Source organism: Serratia surfactantfaciens (assembly GCF_001642805.2).
In the GTDB taxonomy this organism is placed as follows: Bacteria; Pseudomonadota; Gammaproteobacteria; order Enterobacterales; family Enterobacteriaceae; genus Serratia; species Serratia surfactantfaciens.
On the sequence record NZ_CP016948.1, the window covers coordinates 2118797 to 2135333 of the forward strand.

At 59.9% G+C, this 16537-nt stretch carries 13 protein-coding genes, 1 pseudogene and 1 other annotated feature; of the genes and pseudogenes, 6 read left to right on the forward strand and 8 right to left on the reverse strand.

Translation table 11 applies throughout. The features are described 5' to 3' along the window. Positions 1-84 precede the first annotated feature (84 nt). Positions 85-1059 carry an HTH-type transcriptional regulator CysB gene (gene cysB / locus ATE40_RS09955; protein WP_004930690.1) on the reverse strand — a complete coding sequence of 325 codons (975 nt, stop codon included), beginning with the start codon at positions 1057-1059 and terminating at the stop codon, positions 85-87. A 360-nt stretch (positions 1060-1419) separates the two neighbouring features. Beyond that, on the reverse strand, positions 1420-4017 hold the full coding sequence (gene topA / locus ATE40_RS09960; protein WP_025159788.1) for a type I DNA topoisomerase: 2598 nt from the start codon (positions 4015-4017) through the stop codon (positions 1420-1422). 427 nt (positions 4018-4444) lie between these two features. Here topA and ATE40_RS09965 point away from each other — a divergent pair, with 427 nt between their 5' ends. After that, positions 4445-4696 (forward strand): YciN family protein, encoded by a 252-nt coding sequence (locus ATE40_RS09965; RefSeq protein ID WP_019452700.1) that lies wholly within the window; start codon positions 4445-4447, stop codon positions 4694-4696. 50 nt (positions 4697-4746) lie between these two features. Here ATE40_RS09965 and sohB read toward each other — a convergent pair whose 3' ends face one another. Continuing rightward, positions 4747-5793 (reverse strand): protease SohB, encoded by a 1047-nt coding sequence (gene sohB, locus ATE40_RS09970; RefSeq protein WP_063918437.1) that lies wholly within the window; start codon positions 5791-5793, stop codon positions 4747-4749. A gap of 359 nt (positions 5794-6152) precedes the next feature. Here sohB and ATE40_RS09975 point away from each other — a divergent pair, with 359 nt between their 5' ends. Further along, positions 6153-6914: a YciK family oxidoreductase gene (locus ATE40_RS09975; RefSeq protein WP_019452702.1), complete on the forward strand. Its 762-nt coding sequence runs from the start codon at positions 6153-6155 to the stop codon at positions 6912-6914. A gap of 14 nt (positions 6915-6928) precedes the next feature. Beyond that, positions 6929-7519 (forward strand): cob(I)yrinic acid a,c-diamide adenosyltransferase, encoded by a 591-nt coding sequence (cobO, locus tag ATE40_RS09980; protein WP_019452703.1) that lies wholly within the window; start codon positions 6929-6931, stop codon positions 7517-7519. 38 nt (positions 7520-7557) lie between these two features. On the opposite strand, the gene rluB is transcribed toward cobO, so the two are convergent. The 5 genes from rluB to rnm form a co-directional block, all read right to left on the reverse strand. After that, on the reverse strand, positions 7558-8463 hold the full coding sequence (gene rluB, locus ATE40_RS09985) for a 23S rRNA pseudouridine(2605) synthase RluB (RefSeq protein ID WP_063918438.1): 906 nt from the start codon (positions 8461-8463) through the stop codon (positions 7558-7560). Positions 8464-8626: 163 nt separating this feature from the next. Next, positions 8627-9424, reverse strand: a complete 798-nt coding sequence (locus tag ATE40_RS09990) for an alpha/beta fold hydrolase (protein ID WP_063918439.1) — start codon at positions 9422-9424, stop codon at positions 8627-8629. Positions 9425-9572: 148 nt separating this feature from the next. Continuing rightward, complete coding sequence (locus ATE40_RS09995) at positions 9573-9932, reverse strand: Rap1a/Tai family immunity protein (RefSeq protein ID WP_019452706.1); 360 nt, start codon at positions 9930-9932, stop codon at positions 9573-9575. A 115-nt stretch (positions 9933-10047) separates the two neighbouring features. Continuing rightward, the gene (locus tag ATE40_RS10000; RefSeq protein ID WP_063918440.1) at positions 10048-10668 is read right to left on the reverse strand and encodes an L-threonylcarbamoyladenylate synthase; all 621 of its coding nucleotides are present in this window, start codon (positions 10666-10668) and stop codon (positions 10048-10050) included. A gap of 47 nt (positions 10669-10715) precedes the next feature. Beyond that, positions 10716-11597 (reverse strand): RNase RNM, encoded by an 882-nt coding sequence (rnm, locus tag ATE40_RS10005; protein ID WP_063918441.1) that lies wholly within the window; start codon positions 11595-11597, stop codon positions 10716-10718. 254 nt (positions 11598-11851) lie between these two features. Continuing rightward, positions 11852-11955 (forward strand) — a sequence feature (Trp leader region). 24 nt (positions 11956-11979) lie between these two features. On the opposite strand from rnm, the gene ATE40_RS10010 reads away from it, so the two are divergent. The 3 genes and pseudogenes from ATE40_RS10010 (at position 11980) to trpCF (ending at position 16503) form a co-directional block, all read left to right on the forward strand. After that, complete coding sequence (locus ATE40_RS10010) at positions 11980-13542, forward strand: anthranilate synthase component 1 (protein WP_019452709.1); 1563 nt, start codon at positions 11980-11982, stop codon at positions 13540-13542. Next, a pseudogene (gene trpD / locus ATE40_RS25095) lies at positions 13542-15138 on the forward strand (bifunctional anthranilate synthase glutamate amidotransferase component TrpG/anthranilate phosphoribosyltransferase TrpD). The gene ATE40_RS10010 and the pseudogene trpD overlap by 1 nt, the downstream one beginning before the upstream one ends. 3 nt (positions 15139-15141) lie before the next feature. Further along, a complete protein-coding gene (gene trpCF / locus ATE40_RS10025) occupies positions 15142-16503 on the forward strand; it encodes a bifunctional indole-3-glycerol-phosphate synthase TrpC/phosphoribosylanthranilate isomerase TrpF (protein WP_025159789.1) in 1362 nt (453 codons plus the stop codon). Positions 16504-16537 lie beyond the last annotated feature (34 nt).

Genomic DNA, 16537 nt, shown 5'->3' on the forward strand with positions numbered 1-16537 from the left:
TTTATGTCGCAGGCGCTTGCTCATAAAAAACCCGGAAAGGCGCTGGCCTGTCCGGGTGTGGTTTGATGTCGTCAACGCGGGGGATTATTTGATCGGCAGCTTGATGTCCTTGAACATGGCTTCGATCTCTTCGTTGGAGCGCAGCGCCACCGCGCTGTCGACCACGTCGCGCGTCAGGTGCGGCGCGAAGCGCTGAATGAAGTCGTACATGTAGCTGCGCAGGAAGGTGCTGCGGCGGAAGCCAATCTTGGTAGTGCTGTAAGTGAAGATATCGCGCGCATCCACCGTCACCAGGTCCGGATCCTGCACCGGATCCACCGCCATGCTGGCGATAACCCCTACCCCCAATCCCAGGCGCACGTAGGTTTTGATCACGTCGGCGTCGGTGGCGGTAAAGACGATGCGCGGCGTCAGGCCGGCGCGGTTGAAGGCGGTATCCAGCTCCGAACGGCCGGTGAAACCGAAGGTGTAAGTGACGATCGGATAAGCCGCCAACTCTTCAATGCTGATGCTGCTTTTGCCCGCCAAAGGATGATCGGGTTTCACCACTACCGCACGGTTCCAGTGATAGCACGGCAACATAATGAGATCGTCGTACAGGTGCAGCGCTTCGGTGGCGATGGCGAAATCGGCGGTGCCCTTGGAGACCGCTTCGGCGATCTGCGTCGGCGAGCCCTGATGCATGTGCAGCGAGACGCGCGGGTAACGCTCGATAAAGCCCTTGATCACGTTAGGCAAAGCATAGCGTGCCTGAGTATGCGTGGTGGCGACGTACAGCGAGCCTTTGTCCGGGTAGGTGTGTTCACCGGCCACGGCTTTAATGGCGTCCACCTTGGACAGCACTTCACGCGCGATGCGAATGATTTCCTGGCCTGCCGGGGTGACCTGGGTCAGGTGTTTGCCGCTGCGGGCGAAAATCTGGATGCCCAGCTCGTCTTCGAGCATGCGCACTTGTTTACTGATGCCGGGTTGCGAGGTATAGAGCCCTTCTGCCGTTGAGGAGACATTCAGGTTGTGGTTAACCACTTCCACAATGTAACGAAGCTGCTGCAATTTCATATCTTATACCATCCTAGGTTAAACACTGCGGCTTACCCGCAGCCAGGTATATCGGTGTCGCCCCGGTATGCTGAAACTCACAAGCCATAAACACCGTGTTTTACCCTGATGGTGAAGAAAACGCCGTTGTTAATAAGCTTTAATAATAAAAAAACTTTTTATATAACCACTATACCACGTTGCAGCTTCAAGTATAGATCCGCGTCACACTATGATAACGATTATTTTGCATTGGTATCAACGTGAAACGGCGGCGGTGGAGGGATAAAAGCAGCAAAGCATAGATCCGTTCTCCTCTTTTCACCAATAAAAAAACCAGCCGCCAGGGCTGGTTTTTCTTCTTGCAGGCGGAATGCGGCCTTACTTCTTGCCTTCAACCCACTTGCCGTCCACGTAAAACGCGGACCAGCCGGTCGCCTTGCCGTCTTTCTCGGAAGAGACATACTGCTGCTTGGTTTTGCGGCTGAAACGCACCAGCGTTTTATTGCCTTCGGCATCCGCCACCGGCGCATCGGCCAGGTAGCGCAGCTTCTCCGGCAGGCGATCCTTGAAGCGAGCCAGCTCTTCCACCAGCGGCGCGCGGGTTTCACGCGATTTAGGGAAGGTGTTGGCCGCCAGGAACACGCCGGCCGCGCCGTCACGCAGCACGAAATAGGCGTCGGACTTCTCGCACGGCAGCTCCGGCAACGGCACCGGATCTTCCTTCGGCGGCGCAACATCGCCGTTACGCAGGATCTTGCGGGTGTTTTTGCAGTTCTCGTTGGTGCAGCCCATGTACTTGCCGAAACGCCCCATTTTCAGGTGCATTTCGGAACCGCACTTGTCGCACTCAACGACCGGACCGTCGTAACCTTTGAGGCGGAACTCGCCCTCTTCGATCTCATAGCCGTCGCACGCCGGGTTGTTACCGCACACGTGCAGCTTACGCTGGTTATCGATCAGATAGCTGTCCATCGCGGTACCGCATTTCTTGCAGCGGCGACGGGCGCGCAGCGCGTTGGTTTCCGCGTCGTCGCCTTCAAGGATGTTGAGCACTTCCGCTTCCGGCACCAGGTTGATGGTGGTTTTGCAGCGCTCTTTCGGCGGCAGCGCATAGCCGGAACAGCCGAGGAACACGCCGGTGCTGGCGGTGCGAATGCCCATCTTGCGGCCGCAGGTCGGGCAGTCGATGCTGGTCATTACCATCTGGTTAGGCCGCATGCCGCCTTCTTCCGGATCCTTCTCCGCCGTTTCCAGCTGTTCGCTGAAGTCGACGAAGAACTCGTCCAGCACCGCTTTCCACTCGGCCTGGTTGTTGGCGACCTCATCGAGGCCGTCTTCCATGCGGGCGGTGAAGTCATAGTTCATCAGCTCGCGGAAGTTCTCTTCCAGACGATCGGTGACGATCTCACCCATTTTTTCGGCATAGAAGCGGCGGCTTTCCACCCGCACATAACCACGATCCTGAATGGTCGAGATGATGGAGGCGTAGGTGGACGGGCGGCCGATACCGCGTTTTTCCAGCTCTTTCACCAGCGAAGCTTCGCTGTAACGCGCCGGTGGCTTGGTGAAGTGCTGGCTCGGGATCAGTTTCTGCAGATCCAGTTCGCTGCCGATTTCGACGTAAGGCAGCGTGCGATCTTCATCGCCCTTGCGCAGCGCCGGCATCACCTTGGTCCAACCGTCAAAGCGCAGCGTGCGGCCCTTGGCGCGCAGCTGATAATCGCCGGCTTTCACCGTCAGCGTGGTGGAATCGTATTGCGCCGGCGTCATCTGACAGGCGACGAACTGGCGCCAAATCAGCTGATACAGCTTCTGCGCGTCCGCTTCCATGTCTTTCAGCTGCTCGGCGAGCACGTTCACGTCCGAAGGACGGATCGCTTCGTGCGCTTCCTGAGAATTCTCTTTGCTGCTGTACTGGTTTGGCGCCTTCGGCAGGTATTTGTCGCCGAAGTTGTCGCCGATATAGCCACGCACCATGTTGAGCGCGTCCTGGCTCAGGTTGGTGGAGTCGGTACGCATATAGGTGATGTGGCCGGCTTCATACAGCCGTTGCGCCATCATCATGGTTTTCTTCACGCCGAAGCTCAGGCGGGTACTGGCGGCCTGTTGCAGCGTGGAGGTAATGAAAGGCGCGCCCGGCTTGCTGCTGGTCGGTTTATCTTCGCGATCCAGCACCGTGTAGCGGGCTTTTTCCAGCAGTTTGACCGCGGCGTGAGTCTGCTCGCGGTTGACCGGTTTGAACGGTTTGTCGTGCGCGTGGGTCACTTCCATCTGCAGCGCGGTTTCACCCTTCGCCAGCAGATCGGCATGCAGCTCCCAGTACTCTTCCGGCACGAAAGCCTTGATGTCGCGCTCACGCTCAACCACCAGGCGCACCGCCACCGACTGCACGCGGCCGGCGGACAGGCCGCGGGCGATTTTTTTCCACAGCAGCGGCGAGACCATATAGCCCACCACGCGGTCCATAAACCGGCGCGCCTGCTGCGCGTTGACGCGATCAATGTTCAGCTCGCCCGGCTGTTTGAACGCCTGTTGGATCGCGTTTTTGGTGATTTCGTTAAACACCACGCGGCTAAAACGTTTGTCATCCCCACCGATCACTTCCCGCAGGTGCCAGGCGATGGCTTCCCCTTCGCGGTCAAGGTCGGTTGCGAGATAAATGTGGTCGGCGTTTTCCGCCAACGATTTTAACTCGGCGACCACTTTTTCTTTACCCGGCAGGATTTCGTAATGCGCTTTCCAACCGTGGTAAGGGTCGACGCCCATGCGATTTACCAGCGCCGCCTTCTCATCTTTTTTAACTTTTTTCTTGGCTTTGTCTTCGGTTGAGTCAGCGCTCTTTTTGCTGGCTGAGCCACTGGTCGGCAAATCACGGATATGACCGACGCTGGACTTCACCACGTAGTCATTTCCTAAATATTTATTAATAGTTTTGGCTTTTGCCGGGGACTCAACTATTACGAGAGCTTTACCCATATTTACCTTTACCTAAATTTATTTCTTCTAAAAAGAAGTCTTTTATCTCGCCGTGCCGCGGCAATTCGTGTCTCTTTTTTATATTGCGGCAGTCTGGCAAGAGATCAACAGATTTTTTTCTTTTGGCTGCCCAACTGCTCAACCTGAACGCAAGTTGTTGATCCTGCCTGCTATTCACTCATGCCCCAGAAGTATGGCTGTGCGAGTTTTATTCATAGCGTAAACAAAACCTTCCACCCGACGCCGCAAAATCCCACACTGTACCTGATAAAAAGCGTCACGCAACCTAATTAGCACGGAAAGACCGATTTCGCCAACCGGCGGCCACCCATGGCCATCCAGACGGCAAATAAACCTTAGTCGGTTTGCGGATAAAAGCGAACCGGCGTTAGAATATGCGCAGCGTTTTTTGTTTGGAGTCTAATAAATGTACACAAATACTGCACCTATCGGCCGCGAGGCCCTGCTGGCGGAAGCAAATAACATCATCCGCCAACACGAAGATTATCTGCACGGCATGATCGCCACCGACGTTGAACAAAAAAACGGCGTTTTAGTTTTCCGCGGCGAATACTTTTTAGATGCCGACGGGCTGCCCACCGCCAAAACCACCGCCGTATTTAATATGTTTAAACATTTGGCGCATCTGCTTTCGGAAAAATACCATCTGGTCGATTGAGAAATGAAAACGGGGGCGCCAGGCCCCCGTTGATCCATACACTCACGCCGTTACAGCAGCGGTTTTTCCCCACGCTGCCACCAACGCAACAGCAAGCGATCGACGCTCTCCGCCGCGCTGCCGGTGAAACGATCCATCAGGCGTTTGCGGCGCGCATAGCGCACGGCAACCACCTCGTGATTATCCAGTTCGGCGATCAGCAAATCGTCGCTGGTGCCGATGGCGTCGACCAATCCCTTCTCTTTAGCCTGCGAACCGAACCAGTGCTCACCGGTGGCGACGCTATCGATGTCCAGCGACGGGCGCTGCTCATGCACGAAGCGCTTGAACAGCTCATGCGTTTCGTTCAGATCTTCGCGGAACTTCTCGCGCCCCTGCTCGGTGTTTTCACCGAACAGCGTCAGCGTGCGTTTGAACTGCCCGGCGGTGTGCAGCTCCACATCGATGTCGTTCTTCTTCAACAGGCGATGGAAGTTAGGGATCTGCGCCACCACGCCGATGGAACCGATGATGGCGAACGGCGCCGCCACGATGCGATCCGCGACGCAGGCCATCATGTAGCCGCCGCTGGCCGCCACTTTATCCACCGCCACCGTCAGGCGAATGCCGCCCTTGCGCAGGCGCTCCAGCTGCGAGGCCGCCAGACCGTAGCCGTGCACCACCCCGCCCGGGCTTTCCAGACGCAGCAGCACCTCATCCTGCGCCGTGGCTACCGCCAGCACCGCCGAAATCTCTTCCCGCAGCGACGTCACCTCGTGCGCGTCCATGCTGCCCTTGAAGTCCAGCACATACAGGCACGGCTTGCTCACTTCAACCGCGCCGGACTTGGCGCGCTGCTTTTTCAGCTTGTCGTCGGCCTTGGTCTGCTTCTTGAACTGTTTCAGCCACACCTTCTGCTCGGCGGCATCCATGCGCGCCAGACGCATATCGCGTTGCATCTCGCGATACTGTTCGCCGAGATCGGTCAGCTGCAGCTCCCCTTTTTGGCGGCTCTTGCGTTGCCCCAAACTGACCGCCAGTATGGCCAACGCGGCGATGGCCAGCACCACCGTGGCGACCTTGGCCAGAAACAGGCCATAAACAGATATAAACTCCACAGATTCCGCCTTTATTTACAGGTTGTTAGTATGCTTCTTTCCATTTTAGCCAACCACGGCGGCTGCTGTCGCGGCTAAATGAAAATTCGTTGCGTCCTGCACGTCACTATGGGGACGATTGGCCACCGAACCAAGCCACCGCCGCACCGCTTTTGTTACAAAAGAATGCCATTTCAGCCAGCTACGCATTGAAAATGCGCACGGATTAAGGCATATAACACCCATTATTCATCAATACGATGAGACAGATTCGCTGCGCGGCCCGCAGACGGTCGAGCCTTCGCTCCCGCCCCGGCCGCGCGTTTCACCCTTGCTCCCCATTATCAGCGGGAGAACAGCCACCCAGGCGAGGATTTATCGTGCATTACCAACCCAAACAAGATCTGCTCGAACAACGTATCATTTTGGTCACCGGCGCCGGCGACGGCATCGGCCGCGAAGCGGCGCTGACCTACGCACGTTTTGGCGCCCAGCTGGTTCTGCTGGGGCGCACCGAAAGCAAACTGCAGGCGGTTCAACAAGAGATCGCGGCCCAGGGCGGCGCCCCGGCGCTGGTAGTGACGCTGGACTTGCTGCACGCCACGCCGGAGCAATGCCGGCAAATCGCCGACGATCTGGCGCGCCAGCTCCCACGGCTGGACGGCGTGCTGCACAACGCCGGCCTGCTCGGCGACATCGCACCGATGGCCGATCTGTCGATGACCATGTGGCAAGAGGTGATGCAGGTTAACGTCAACGCCACCTTTATGCTGACTCAGGCGCTGCTGCCGCTGCTGCTGAAATCCCACGCCGGTTCACTGGTGTTCACCAGCTCCAGCGTCGGGCGCACCGGCCGCGCCGACTGGGGCGCCTATGCGGTATCGAAGTTCGCCACCGAAGGTATGATGCAGGTGTTGGCCGATGAATACAAAAATCGCAATCTGCGGGTAAACTGCATCAATCCGGGGGGAACTCGCACCAAAATGCGCGCATCCGCCTTCCCGCACGAAGACAAGAACAAGCTGAAAACCCCGGCCGACATCATGCCGCTGTATCTGTATCTGATGGGCGAAGACAGCCGCCGCAAAACCGGCATGAGCTTCGACGCTCAGCCGAATCGTAAACCCGGCGCGGCCGAATAATAAGGAGGGTTTTCATGGCGGAAGATCGTCATCAACAGCGCCAGCAACGCCTGAAAGAACAGGTCGATGCGCGCATCGCCGCCGCGCAGGAAACGCGCGGCCTGCTGCTGGTGTTTACCGGCAACGGTAAGGGCAAGAGCACCGCCGCTTTCGGCACCGTCACCCGCGCGGTGGGTCACGGCATGCGCGCCGGTGTGATTCAGTTCATCAAGGGCGAATGGCCCAATGGCGAAAAGAATCTGCTGCAGCAACACGGCGTTGAGTTTCAGGTGATGGCCACCGGCTTCACCTGGGAAACGCAGAACAAGGCCGACGATACTGCCGCCTGCCAGGCGGTGTGGCAACACGGCAAGCGCATGCTGGCCGACAGCAGCCTGGATCTGGTGTTGCTGGACGAAGTGACCTACATGCTGACCTACGGCTATCTGGAACTGGAGGAGCTGAAGGCAGCGCTGCTGGGGCGTCCTGCGCACCAAACGGTGATCCTGACCGGGCGCGGATGCCATCGCGATCTGCTGGAACTGGCGGATACGGTCACGGAGATGCGGCCGGTGAAACACGCGTTCGACGCGGGTGTGAAGGCGCAACAGGGGATCGATTGGTAACACAAAGTTCTGGCCCCGAACGGGGCCAGAATGAGGGATTAACTGCGTTTGCTCGGCTTGCTCGGTTTACCCGGCTTGCTGCCCGGCGCACTGCGGCGGCCGCTGCCGGCTACCTGCGAGTGACGCTTGACCGCGCGACGGATCTGGTTAGCCTTCACGCGGCGGCGCTCGCGCTCGACCGGCATCTTGCTGACCGTTTCCGGTTTCAATTCAACCAGCTCACGCAGGTAGTTGATCGCCGCCAGGTCCAGCTCAGCCCAACCGCCGCGCGGCAGGCCTTTCGGCAGGTCGATGTCGCCGTAGCGCACGCGGATCAGACGGCTGACCTGCACGCCCACAGCTTCCCACAGGCGGCGCACTTCACGGTTACGGCCTTCGGTCAGGGTCACGTTGTACCACTGGTTGAGACCTTCACCACCCTGGAAGCTGATGGTGCGGAAGGCGGCCGGGCCGTCTTCCAGCTGCACGCCCTTGCTCAGCTGTTTCACTTTCGCATCGTCGACCTGGCCGAACACGCGCACCGCGTACTCGCGTTCCACTTCGCGGCTCGGGTGCATCAGACGGTTGGCCAGTTCACCATCGGTGGTGAACAACAGCAGACCGGAGGTGTTGACGTCCAGACGCCCTACCGCCACCCAGCGCGAACCGCGCAGCTTCGGCAGGCGATCGAACACCGTCGGGCGGCCTTCAGGATCGCTGCGGGTACACAGCTCGCCTTCCGGCTTGTAGTAAGCCAGCACGCGGCAAACCACCTCTTCGGATTCTTTGATCGACAGGACATGACCGTCCAGACGAATTTTCATCGCCGGCGTCACTTCAACGCGATCGCCCAGCTTGGCGACCTTGCCGTCGACGCTGACGCGCCCGGCTTCAATCATGGTTTCGATTTCACGACGCGAGCCATGCCCGGCGCGCGCTAAAACTTTCTGTAACTTTTCGCTCATTGAGCAACCTCTAATGTCGCCTTCACAGGCGTCGGGGGGATAACCGCCGCGGCTGACCGCCACAGCGGTAATAATACGTTTATCAGGATCGAACCGCGCATTATACAGGCTTTCTAAGGTGTTGAAACCCACTTTATCGGCGGGGGGCACCCTCAGGCGGCGTTCAATACGCCAAAAAATCCTCCACCGCCCACAGCACCGCGTCAGGCCGTTCCAGAATGCCGAGATGGGTGCGCGCCTCGCCTAAACGCACCACGGAGAAAAACGGCTGCTCGGCGGCAAACATCTGCTGCTGCCGCAGGTAGTCGTCACGGCGCTCCAACGAGTAAATATGGCGGCACGGCAGCGGCGCGCTCATCCCCGCCAGGCGTTGCAGCGGCGAACCGAATTGCCGATAGGCCTGTTCGATGGCCACGCCAGCGGCGCGCCAAAGCCGGTAATCCTCCTGCGCCATCTCGACCTCCAGGTGGCGTTTAACCTCAACATGGTTGATTCCCCCCTGCCAGAAGTCAAACAAGGCGTCTCGCGCCGCCAGCCATTGTTGCGGCTGCTGCATGCGGCTTACCGCCGTAAAGAAAGCCGGCTCCGGCGGCGTCATGATCCAGTCGAGAAACACCATGCCGCGCACGCGCTGCGGCAACGCCTCGGCCAACGCCACCGCCAGCCAGCTGGCGTGCGCCACCGACAGAGTGACCACGTTGTCCAAATGCAGCGCCGTCAACAACTGACGCGCATCTTCCAGCAGATCGTCCGCCGTCAGCGACATCTCCGCCGCTTTTGACGACAGGCCGTGGCCGCGCCAATCGATGCTGATCACCCGGTAACGCTCGGCCGCCAGAGCGATGAACGGCTCGAACACGGTTTTCGGTTCACACCAGCCGGGCAGCAACACCAGCGTTATCGGCCCTGAGCCGATATCCTGATAGTCGAGCGTCACGTTGGCGCTGTGAAATACGGTCATGTTACCTCCTGCGCGTCTCTCCCCGACCCGTTCGGGGACTCTCGGGATGATAAGGTGACAGCGCAGCAGGCATTGATCTATTGAAGTTCGTGCGGAAAAGAACTCGAGCGCACCTTATGAAAAAATGCGCACCAATTGGAATAAGAAATTAATGACGCACGCAGGGATAGGCAGCTGTCAGCGCCAGCATAATCACCGACGGCGCGGAATAATGCAGCTGCTCAGGATGTTCGTTTAAATATTGCATTACCGCGTCGGCAGCTACGCCAATGCTCATCCCGGCCGCCGGGCAGATATTGCGATTGCCCTGCATGGAATAGGTATCGAATACGCCGGCGACGTATCCCATAAACATGCCGCCATTCAACGCTTCCGCCACGGTGGCTTCGCCGCTTTTATTTTTTACGTAACCGCCGGATTCCGACAGCAAGGCGCTGCCTGAATAAAAACCCGCATTTGCCATTGAGGAAAATAATAAGGCCGCTAAAAAAGAAACCTGTTTAATCATTGTTGCGCATCCTGCCCATTATCAATTCTGAAGTATTCAAGAATAGCGGCTTTCACGCGAAGTCGCGTCGTTTCGGCCGATTTTCAGATAATGGGCAAGGTGGCAACAATTTACATCAGCGGAAAGGCGCCGCGTCGCCCGCCCCTTCGCGCACCACTTCTGGCGAGGATTCGGTCAGATCGATAACCGTAGTCGGCTGTTGGCCGAGGAAGCCGCCGTGGATCACCAGATCGACCACCTTACCCAAGTGATCGTTGATCTCTTCCGGATCCGACTCGGCAAAATCATTGCCCGGCAGCATCAGAGTGGTGGACATCATCGGCTCGTTCAACGCCTCCAGCAGCGCCAGTGCGATCGGGTTCGACGGCACACGCAGACCGATGGTTTTGCGTTTTTCATTCATCAGGCGGCGCGGCACTTCTTTGGTCGCTTTCAGAATGAAGGTGTAGTTGCCTGGCGTATTGTTTTTGATCAGGCGGAACGCCGTATTGTCAACGTGCGCATAGGTCGACAACTCGGACAGATCGCGGCACATCAAGGTAAAGTTGTGGTTGCCGTCCAATTGGCGGATGCGGCAAATGCGTTCCATCGCCGCCTTTTCTTCCAGCATGCAGCCCAGCGCATAGCCGGAATCGGTGGGATAGACGATCACCCCACCCTTGCGCAGCGCCTCTACCGCCTGGTTGATCAAGCGCGGCTGCGGGTTGTCTGGGTGAATATAAAAAAGCTGACTCATGACTTGCTCCTAAAATGATGCCCGCGCGCGTCGCCACGCGCGTAAAATCAGACCGCCTCGCCCGACTGCGGCCAATCGCGCCACACCGGCTCGACGCCGCCCGGCAACCATAGCTTGCGCCCCAGCTCGATCCACGAACAAGGCTGATGAAAATCAGAGCCTTGCGAGGCCAACAGGCGGTAATCCTGCGCGTATTTGGCCAGCTGCGTGCGCTCGTGCGGCGCCTGCTGACACTGCGCCACTTCCATGGCGTCACCGCCGTGTTCGGCGAAATGCGCCAACAGACGCTTCAACCACTTCGCGGTCAGATCGTAACGGCCCGGATGCGCCATCACCGCCTGGCCGCCCGATTGATGAATCGCATCAATGGCTTGTTCTATTGTACACCACTGCGGCGGCACATAGCCGGTTTTGCCCTTGGCCAGGTATTTCTTGAACACCTGCGCCATATTGTCCGCCACGCCGATCTCCACCAGGTAACGGGCGAAATGGCCACGGGTTACCGCGCCGTCGCCCGCCAGCCGCTGGGCACCGGCATAGGCGTCGGGAATGCGCGCTTTACCCAGCCGCACGCCGATCTCTTGCGCCCGTTGGTTGCGGCGTTCGGTTTGTGCCGCCAACAGCGACACCAGCGCCGGGTGCGCGACGTCCATGCCCAGCCCAACGATATGGATCTCATGATTTTCCCACAGCGTCGAGATCTCCACCCCGTTGACCAAGCGTAACGGCAACGCCTGTGCCGCAATGGCGGCGGCGGCCTCGGCCAGCCCGGCGGTGGTATCGTGATCGGTGATCGCCAGCACGCCCACGCGCATCTCAACCGCGCGCTGCACCAGCTGCGTCGGCGTCAGGTAGCCATCGGAGGCGGTCGTGTGGCTGTGGAGATCGTACAGAGTAAAAGCGGTGGATTGAGGGTTACTGTCTGTCAAAACGGCTATCCGGCAATGGCTTGGCTTTCTATCATACCCGCGATCGGCGGCCGGACGGAAATCTATTCTTCCCCCCAGCCGTAGGCGTCAGGCGGAGGATGAATAGAATTCACGCTGACCGCTAAAACATTGTGCAAAAAGAGGGTTGACTTTGCCTCGCCGAACCAGTTAACTAGTACACAAGTTCACGGCAACGGCCGTGTCGGATGAGAGTTAACAGAGAGAGTCTGCAAATGAACAAATACATTTCTCTTCACGGTTGGTGGCGTACCTCCCTCTTGCGGGCGGTGTAATCGCGCATAGCTGTCATCTGACAATGCAGATTTCCTGAGCCCGCACCTGATGCGGGCTTTTTTATGGACAGAATTCACTGGAACCACCGATGATGAACACTAAACCACAACTGACACTGCTGAAGGCGCAAGCCAGCTACCGGGGCGACCCCACCACCATTTTCCACCAGCTGTGCGGCGCGCGGCCGGCCACCCTGCTGCTGGAGTCGGCGGAAATCAACAGCAAACAGAATCTTCAGAGCCTGTTGGTGATCGACAGCGCGCTGCGCATCACCGCGCTGGGCCACACCGTCAGCGTGCAGGCGCTGACCGCCAACGGCGCGGCGCTGCTGCCGCTGCTGGACGAAGCGCTGCCGCCCGAGGTGCGCAATCAGGCACGCCCTAACGGCCGCGAGCTGACCTTCCCGACGATCGACGCGGTGCAGGACGAAGACGCCCGCCTGCGTTCACTGTCGGTGTTCGACGCGCTGCGCACGCTGCTGACGCTGGTCGACTCTCCGGCGGACGAGCGCGAAGCCGTGATGCTGGGCGGCCTGTTCGCCTATGACCTGGTCGCCGGTTTCGAAAACCTGCCGGCGCTGCGCCAGGATCAGCGTTGCCCGGACTTCTGCTTCTATCTGGCGGAAACTCTGCTGGTGCTGGATCACCAGCGCGGCTCGGCCCGCCTGCAGGCCAGCGTTTTCAGCGAACAAGCGAGCGAGACACAGCGCCTGCAGCAGCGTCTGGAACAGCTGCAGGCCGAGTTGCAACAAACCCCGCAGCCGATCCCGCACCAAAAGCTGGAGAACATGCAGCTGAGCTGTAACCAGAGCGACGAAGAGTACGGCGCGGTGGTCAGCGAGCTGCAGGAAGCGATCCGTCACGGCGAGATTTTCCAGGTGGTGCCGTCGCGCCGCTTCTCCCTGCCGTGCCCGGCGCCGCTGGCGGCCTACCAGACCTTAAAAGACAACAACCCCAGCCCGTACATGTTCTTCATGCAGGATGATGACTTCACCCTGTTCGGCGCTTCGCCGGAGAGCGCGCTGAAATACGATGCGGGCAATCGCCAAATTGAAATCTACCCGATCGCCGGCACCCGCCCGCGCGGTCGCCGTGCCGACGGTTCGTTGGATCTGGATCTCGACAGCCGCATCGAGCTGGAAATGCGCACCGACCACAAAGAGCTGGCCGAGCACCTGATGCTGGTCGATCTGGCGCGCAACGATCTGGCGCGCATCTGCCAGGCCGGCAGCCGCTACGTGGCCGACCTGACCAAAGTAGACCGCTATTCGTTCGTCATGCATCTGGTTTCCCGCGTGGTGGGCACCCTGCGCGCCGATCTCGACGTGCTGCACGCCTACCAGGCCTGCATGAACATGGGCACCCTCAGCGGCGCGCCGAAAGTACGGGCGATGCAGCTGATCGCCGCCTCCGAAGGCACGCGCCGCGGCAGCTACGGTGGCGCGGTGGGCTACTTCACCGCCACCGGCGATCTGGATACCTGCATCGTCATTCGCTCCGCCTACGTTGAAGACGGCATCGCCACCGTGCAGGCCGGCGCCGGCGTAGTGCTGGATTCCATCCCGCAGGCGGAAGCCGACGAAACCCGTAATAAAGCCCGTGCCGTGCTGCGCGCCATCGCCACTGCGCACCATGCCAAGGAGGTGTTCTGATGGCCGATATCCTGCTGCTCGACAACGTCGATTCCTTTACCTACAACCTGGTCGATCAGCTGCGCGCCAGTGGCCACCAGGTAGTGATTTACCGTAATCAGATCGCCGCCGAGGTGATCATCGAGCGTCTGCAACAGATGGAACAGCCGGTGCTGATGCTGTCGCCCGGCCCCGGCGCCCCTTCCGAAGCGGGCTGCATGCCGGAACTGCTGCAGCGTCTGCGCGGCCAACTGCCGATCATCGGCATCTGTCTCGGCCACCAGGCGATCGTCGAAGCCTACGGCGGCCAGGTCGGCCAGGCGGGTGAAATTCTGCACGGCAAAGCCTCGGCGATCGTTCACGACGGTGAAGGCATGTTCGCCGGCATGGTCAATCCGCTGCCGGTGGCGCGCTACCACTCGCTGGTCGGCAGCAACATCCCGGCCGACCTCACCGTCAACGCCCGTTTCGGCGAGATGGTGATGGCGGTGCGCGACGACCGCCGCCGCGTGTGCGGCTTCCAGTTCCACCCGGAATCGATTCTGACCACCCACGGCGCGCGCCTGCTTGAGCAGACCCTGGCCTGGGCGCTGGCGAAGTAATATAAGGAACACGACGATGCAACCTATTCTTGAGAAACTGTACCGCGCCGAGTCGATGAGCCAGCAGGAAAGCCAACAGCTGTTCAGCGCCATCGTGCGCGGCGAACTGGAGCCGAGCCAACTGGCGGCGGCGTTGATCAGCATGAAGGTCCGCGGCGAACGCCCGGAAGAGATCGCCGGCGCCGCCAAAGCGCTGCTGGACGACGCTCAGCCGTTCCCGCGCCCTGACTATCTGTTCGCCGATATCGTCGGCACCGGCGGCGACGGCACCAACAGCATCAATATTTCCACCGCCAGCGCCTTCGTCGCGGCGGCGTGCGGCGCGAAGATCGCCAAGCACGGCAACCGCAGCGTCTCCAGCCGCTCCGGCTCCTCGGATCTGCTGGCGGCGTTCGGCATCCGCCTGGATCTGCCGGCGGAAGAAGCGCGCAAGGCGCTGGACGATCTCGGCGTGTGCTTCCTGTTCGCGCCGCAGTACCACACCGGCTTTCGTCACGCCATGCCGGTGCGCCAGCAGCTGAAGACCCGCACGCTGTTCAACGTGCTGGGCCCGCTGATCAACCCGGCGCGTCCGCCGCTGGCGCTGATCGGCGTTTACAGCCCGGAACTGGTGCTGCCGATCGCCGAAACCCTGCGCGTGCTGGGCTATCAGCGCGCGGCGGTGGTCCACGGCGGCGGCATGGACGAGGTGGCGATCCACGCCCCGACGCACGTGGCGGAATTGAACAACGGCGAAATCAGCAGCTACCAGCTCACGCCGCAGTCCTTCGGATTGGAAACCTATCCGCTGGAAGCCTTGCTGGGCGGCACGCCGGAAGAAAACCGTGACATTTTGGCGCGGCTGTTACAAGGTAAAGGCGAGCCGGCGCACGCCGCGGCGGTCGCGGCCAACGTCGCGTTGCTTCTGAAGTTATTCGGACATGAAGACCTGCGCCAAAATGCGCGGCAGGCACTGGATATGATCAACAGCGGGCAGGCCTATGAGCGTGTCATCGCACTGGCGGCAAGAGGATAAATGATGCAGGAAACCGTGCTACACAAGATTGTCCGCGACAAAGCGCAATGGATCGCGGCGCGACAACAGCAACAGCCCCTGGCCGGCTTTCAGAATGACATCGTACCGAGCGAACGCAGCTTCTACCACGCGCTGCAGGGCACCCGGACGGCTTTCATTCTCGAATGCAAGAAGGCCTCGCCTTCCAAGGGACTGATTCGCGAGAACTTTGATCCGGTGGAGATCGCCTCGGTCTATAAAGATTTCGCCTCGGCGATCTCGGTGTTGACCGACGAGAAATACTTCCAGGGCAGCTTCGACTTCCTGCCGCTGGTCAGTCAAACCGTCAGCCAGCCGGTGTTGTGCAAAGACTTTATCATCGATCCGTATCAGATTTACCTGGCGCGCTACTATCAGGCCGACGCCATCCTGCTGATGCTGTCGGTGTTGACCGACGAACAGTACCGCCAACTGGCGGCGGTGGCCCACAGCCTCAATATGGGCGTGCTGACCGAAGTGATCAGTGAAGAAGAGCTGCAGCGTGCGATCGCGCTGGAAGCGCGGGTGGTTGGCATCAATAACCGCGATCTGCGCGATCTGAGCATCGACCTGAACCGCACCCGTCAGTTGGCGCCGCGCGTGCCGCACGGCGTGACGGTGATCAGCGAATCGGGCATCAACAACTACGGGCAGATCCGCGAGCTGAGCCACTACGCCAACGGCTTCCTGATCGGCAGCGCGTTGATGTCGGAGCCCGATCTGCGCGCCGCCGTGCGCCGCGTGATCCTCGGCGACAACAAAGTGTGCGGACTGACTCGCCCGCAGGACGCTGCCGCCGCTTATCAGGCCGGCGCCATCTACGGCGGGCTGATTTTCGTCGGCCGTTCACCGCGCTATGTGGACATCACCCGCGCCCGTGAAGTGATCTCCGGCGCGCCGCTGAAGTACGTCGGCGTATTCTGCGACGCCCAGGTCGATACCGTGGCGTTGACCGTTGAGCGTCTCGGCTTGCAGGCGGTTCAGCTGCACGGTGCGGAAGACCAGGCCTATATCAGCGCCCTGCGCGCCCGTTTGCCGGCCGATTGCCGCATCTGGAAAGCGCTGAGCGTGAAAGATCGGGTGCCGGCGCGCGATCTGCAGCATGTCGATCGCTATCTGCTGGACAACGGCGCAGGCGGCACCGGCCAACGCTTCGACTGGTCGGTATTGCAAGGCGAAGACCTGACTAACGTCATGCTGGCGGGCGGCCTGCGCGCAGACAACTGCGTTGAAGCGGCCAAGCTCGGCTGCGCCGGTCTGGACTTCAACTCCGGCGTGGAAAGCGAACCGGGCATCAAAGATCCCGCGCGCCTGGCATCGGTTTTCCAAACCCTGCGCGCCTACTGAATATGGCTCTACATTAATAACGGATAATAACGGG

What these genes read in the sequence shown, in the direction of transcription:
- cysB (WP_004930690.1), bottom strand. Translation starts at nt 1,059, where the DNA reads ATGAAATTGCAGCAGCTTCGTTACATTGTGGAAGTGGTTAACCACAAC.
- topA (WP_025159788.1), bottom strand. Translation starts at nt 4,017, where the DNA reads ATGGGTAAAGCTCTCGTAATAGTTGAGTCCCCGGCAAAAGCCAAAACT.
- ATE40_RS09965 (WP_019452700.1), top strand. Translation starts at nt 4,445, where the DNA reads ATGTACACAAATACTGCACCTATCGGCCGCGAGGCCCTGCTGGCGGAA.
- cobO (WP_019452703.1), top strand. Translation starts at nt 6,929, where the DNA reads ATGGCGGAAGATCGTCATCAACAGCGCCAGCAACGCCTGAAAGAACAG.
- rluB (WP_063918438.1), bottom strand. Translation starts at nt 8,463, where the DNA reads ATGAGCGAAAAGTTACAGAAAGTTTTAGCGCGCGCCGGGCATGGCTCG.
- ATE40_RS09990 (WP_063918439.1), bottom strand. Translation starts at nt 9,424, where the DNA reads ATGACCGTATTTCACAGCGCCAACGTGACGCTCGACTATCAGGATATC.
- ATE40_RS09995 (WP_019452706.1), bottom strand. Translation starts at nt 9,932, where the DNA reads ATGATTAAACAGGTTTCTTTTTTAGCGGCCTTATTATTTTCCTCAATG.
- ATE40_RS10000 (WP_063918440.1), bottom strand. Translation starts at nt 10,668, where the DNA reads ATGAGTCAGCTTTTTTATATTCACCCAGACAACCCGCAGCCGCGCTTG.
- ATE40_RS10010 (WP_019452709.1), top strand. Translation starts at nt 11,980, where the DNA reads ATGATGAACACTAAACCACAACTGACACTGCTGAAGGCGCAAGCCAGC.
- trpCF (WP_025159789.1), top strand. Translation starts at nt 15,142, where the DNA reads ATGCAGGAAACCGTGCTACACAAGATTGTCCGCGACAAAGCGCAATGG.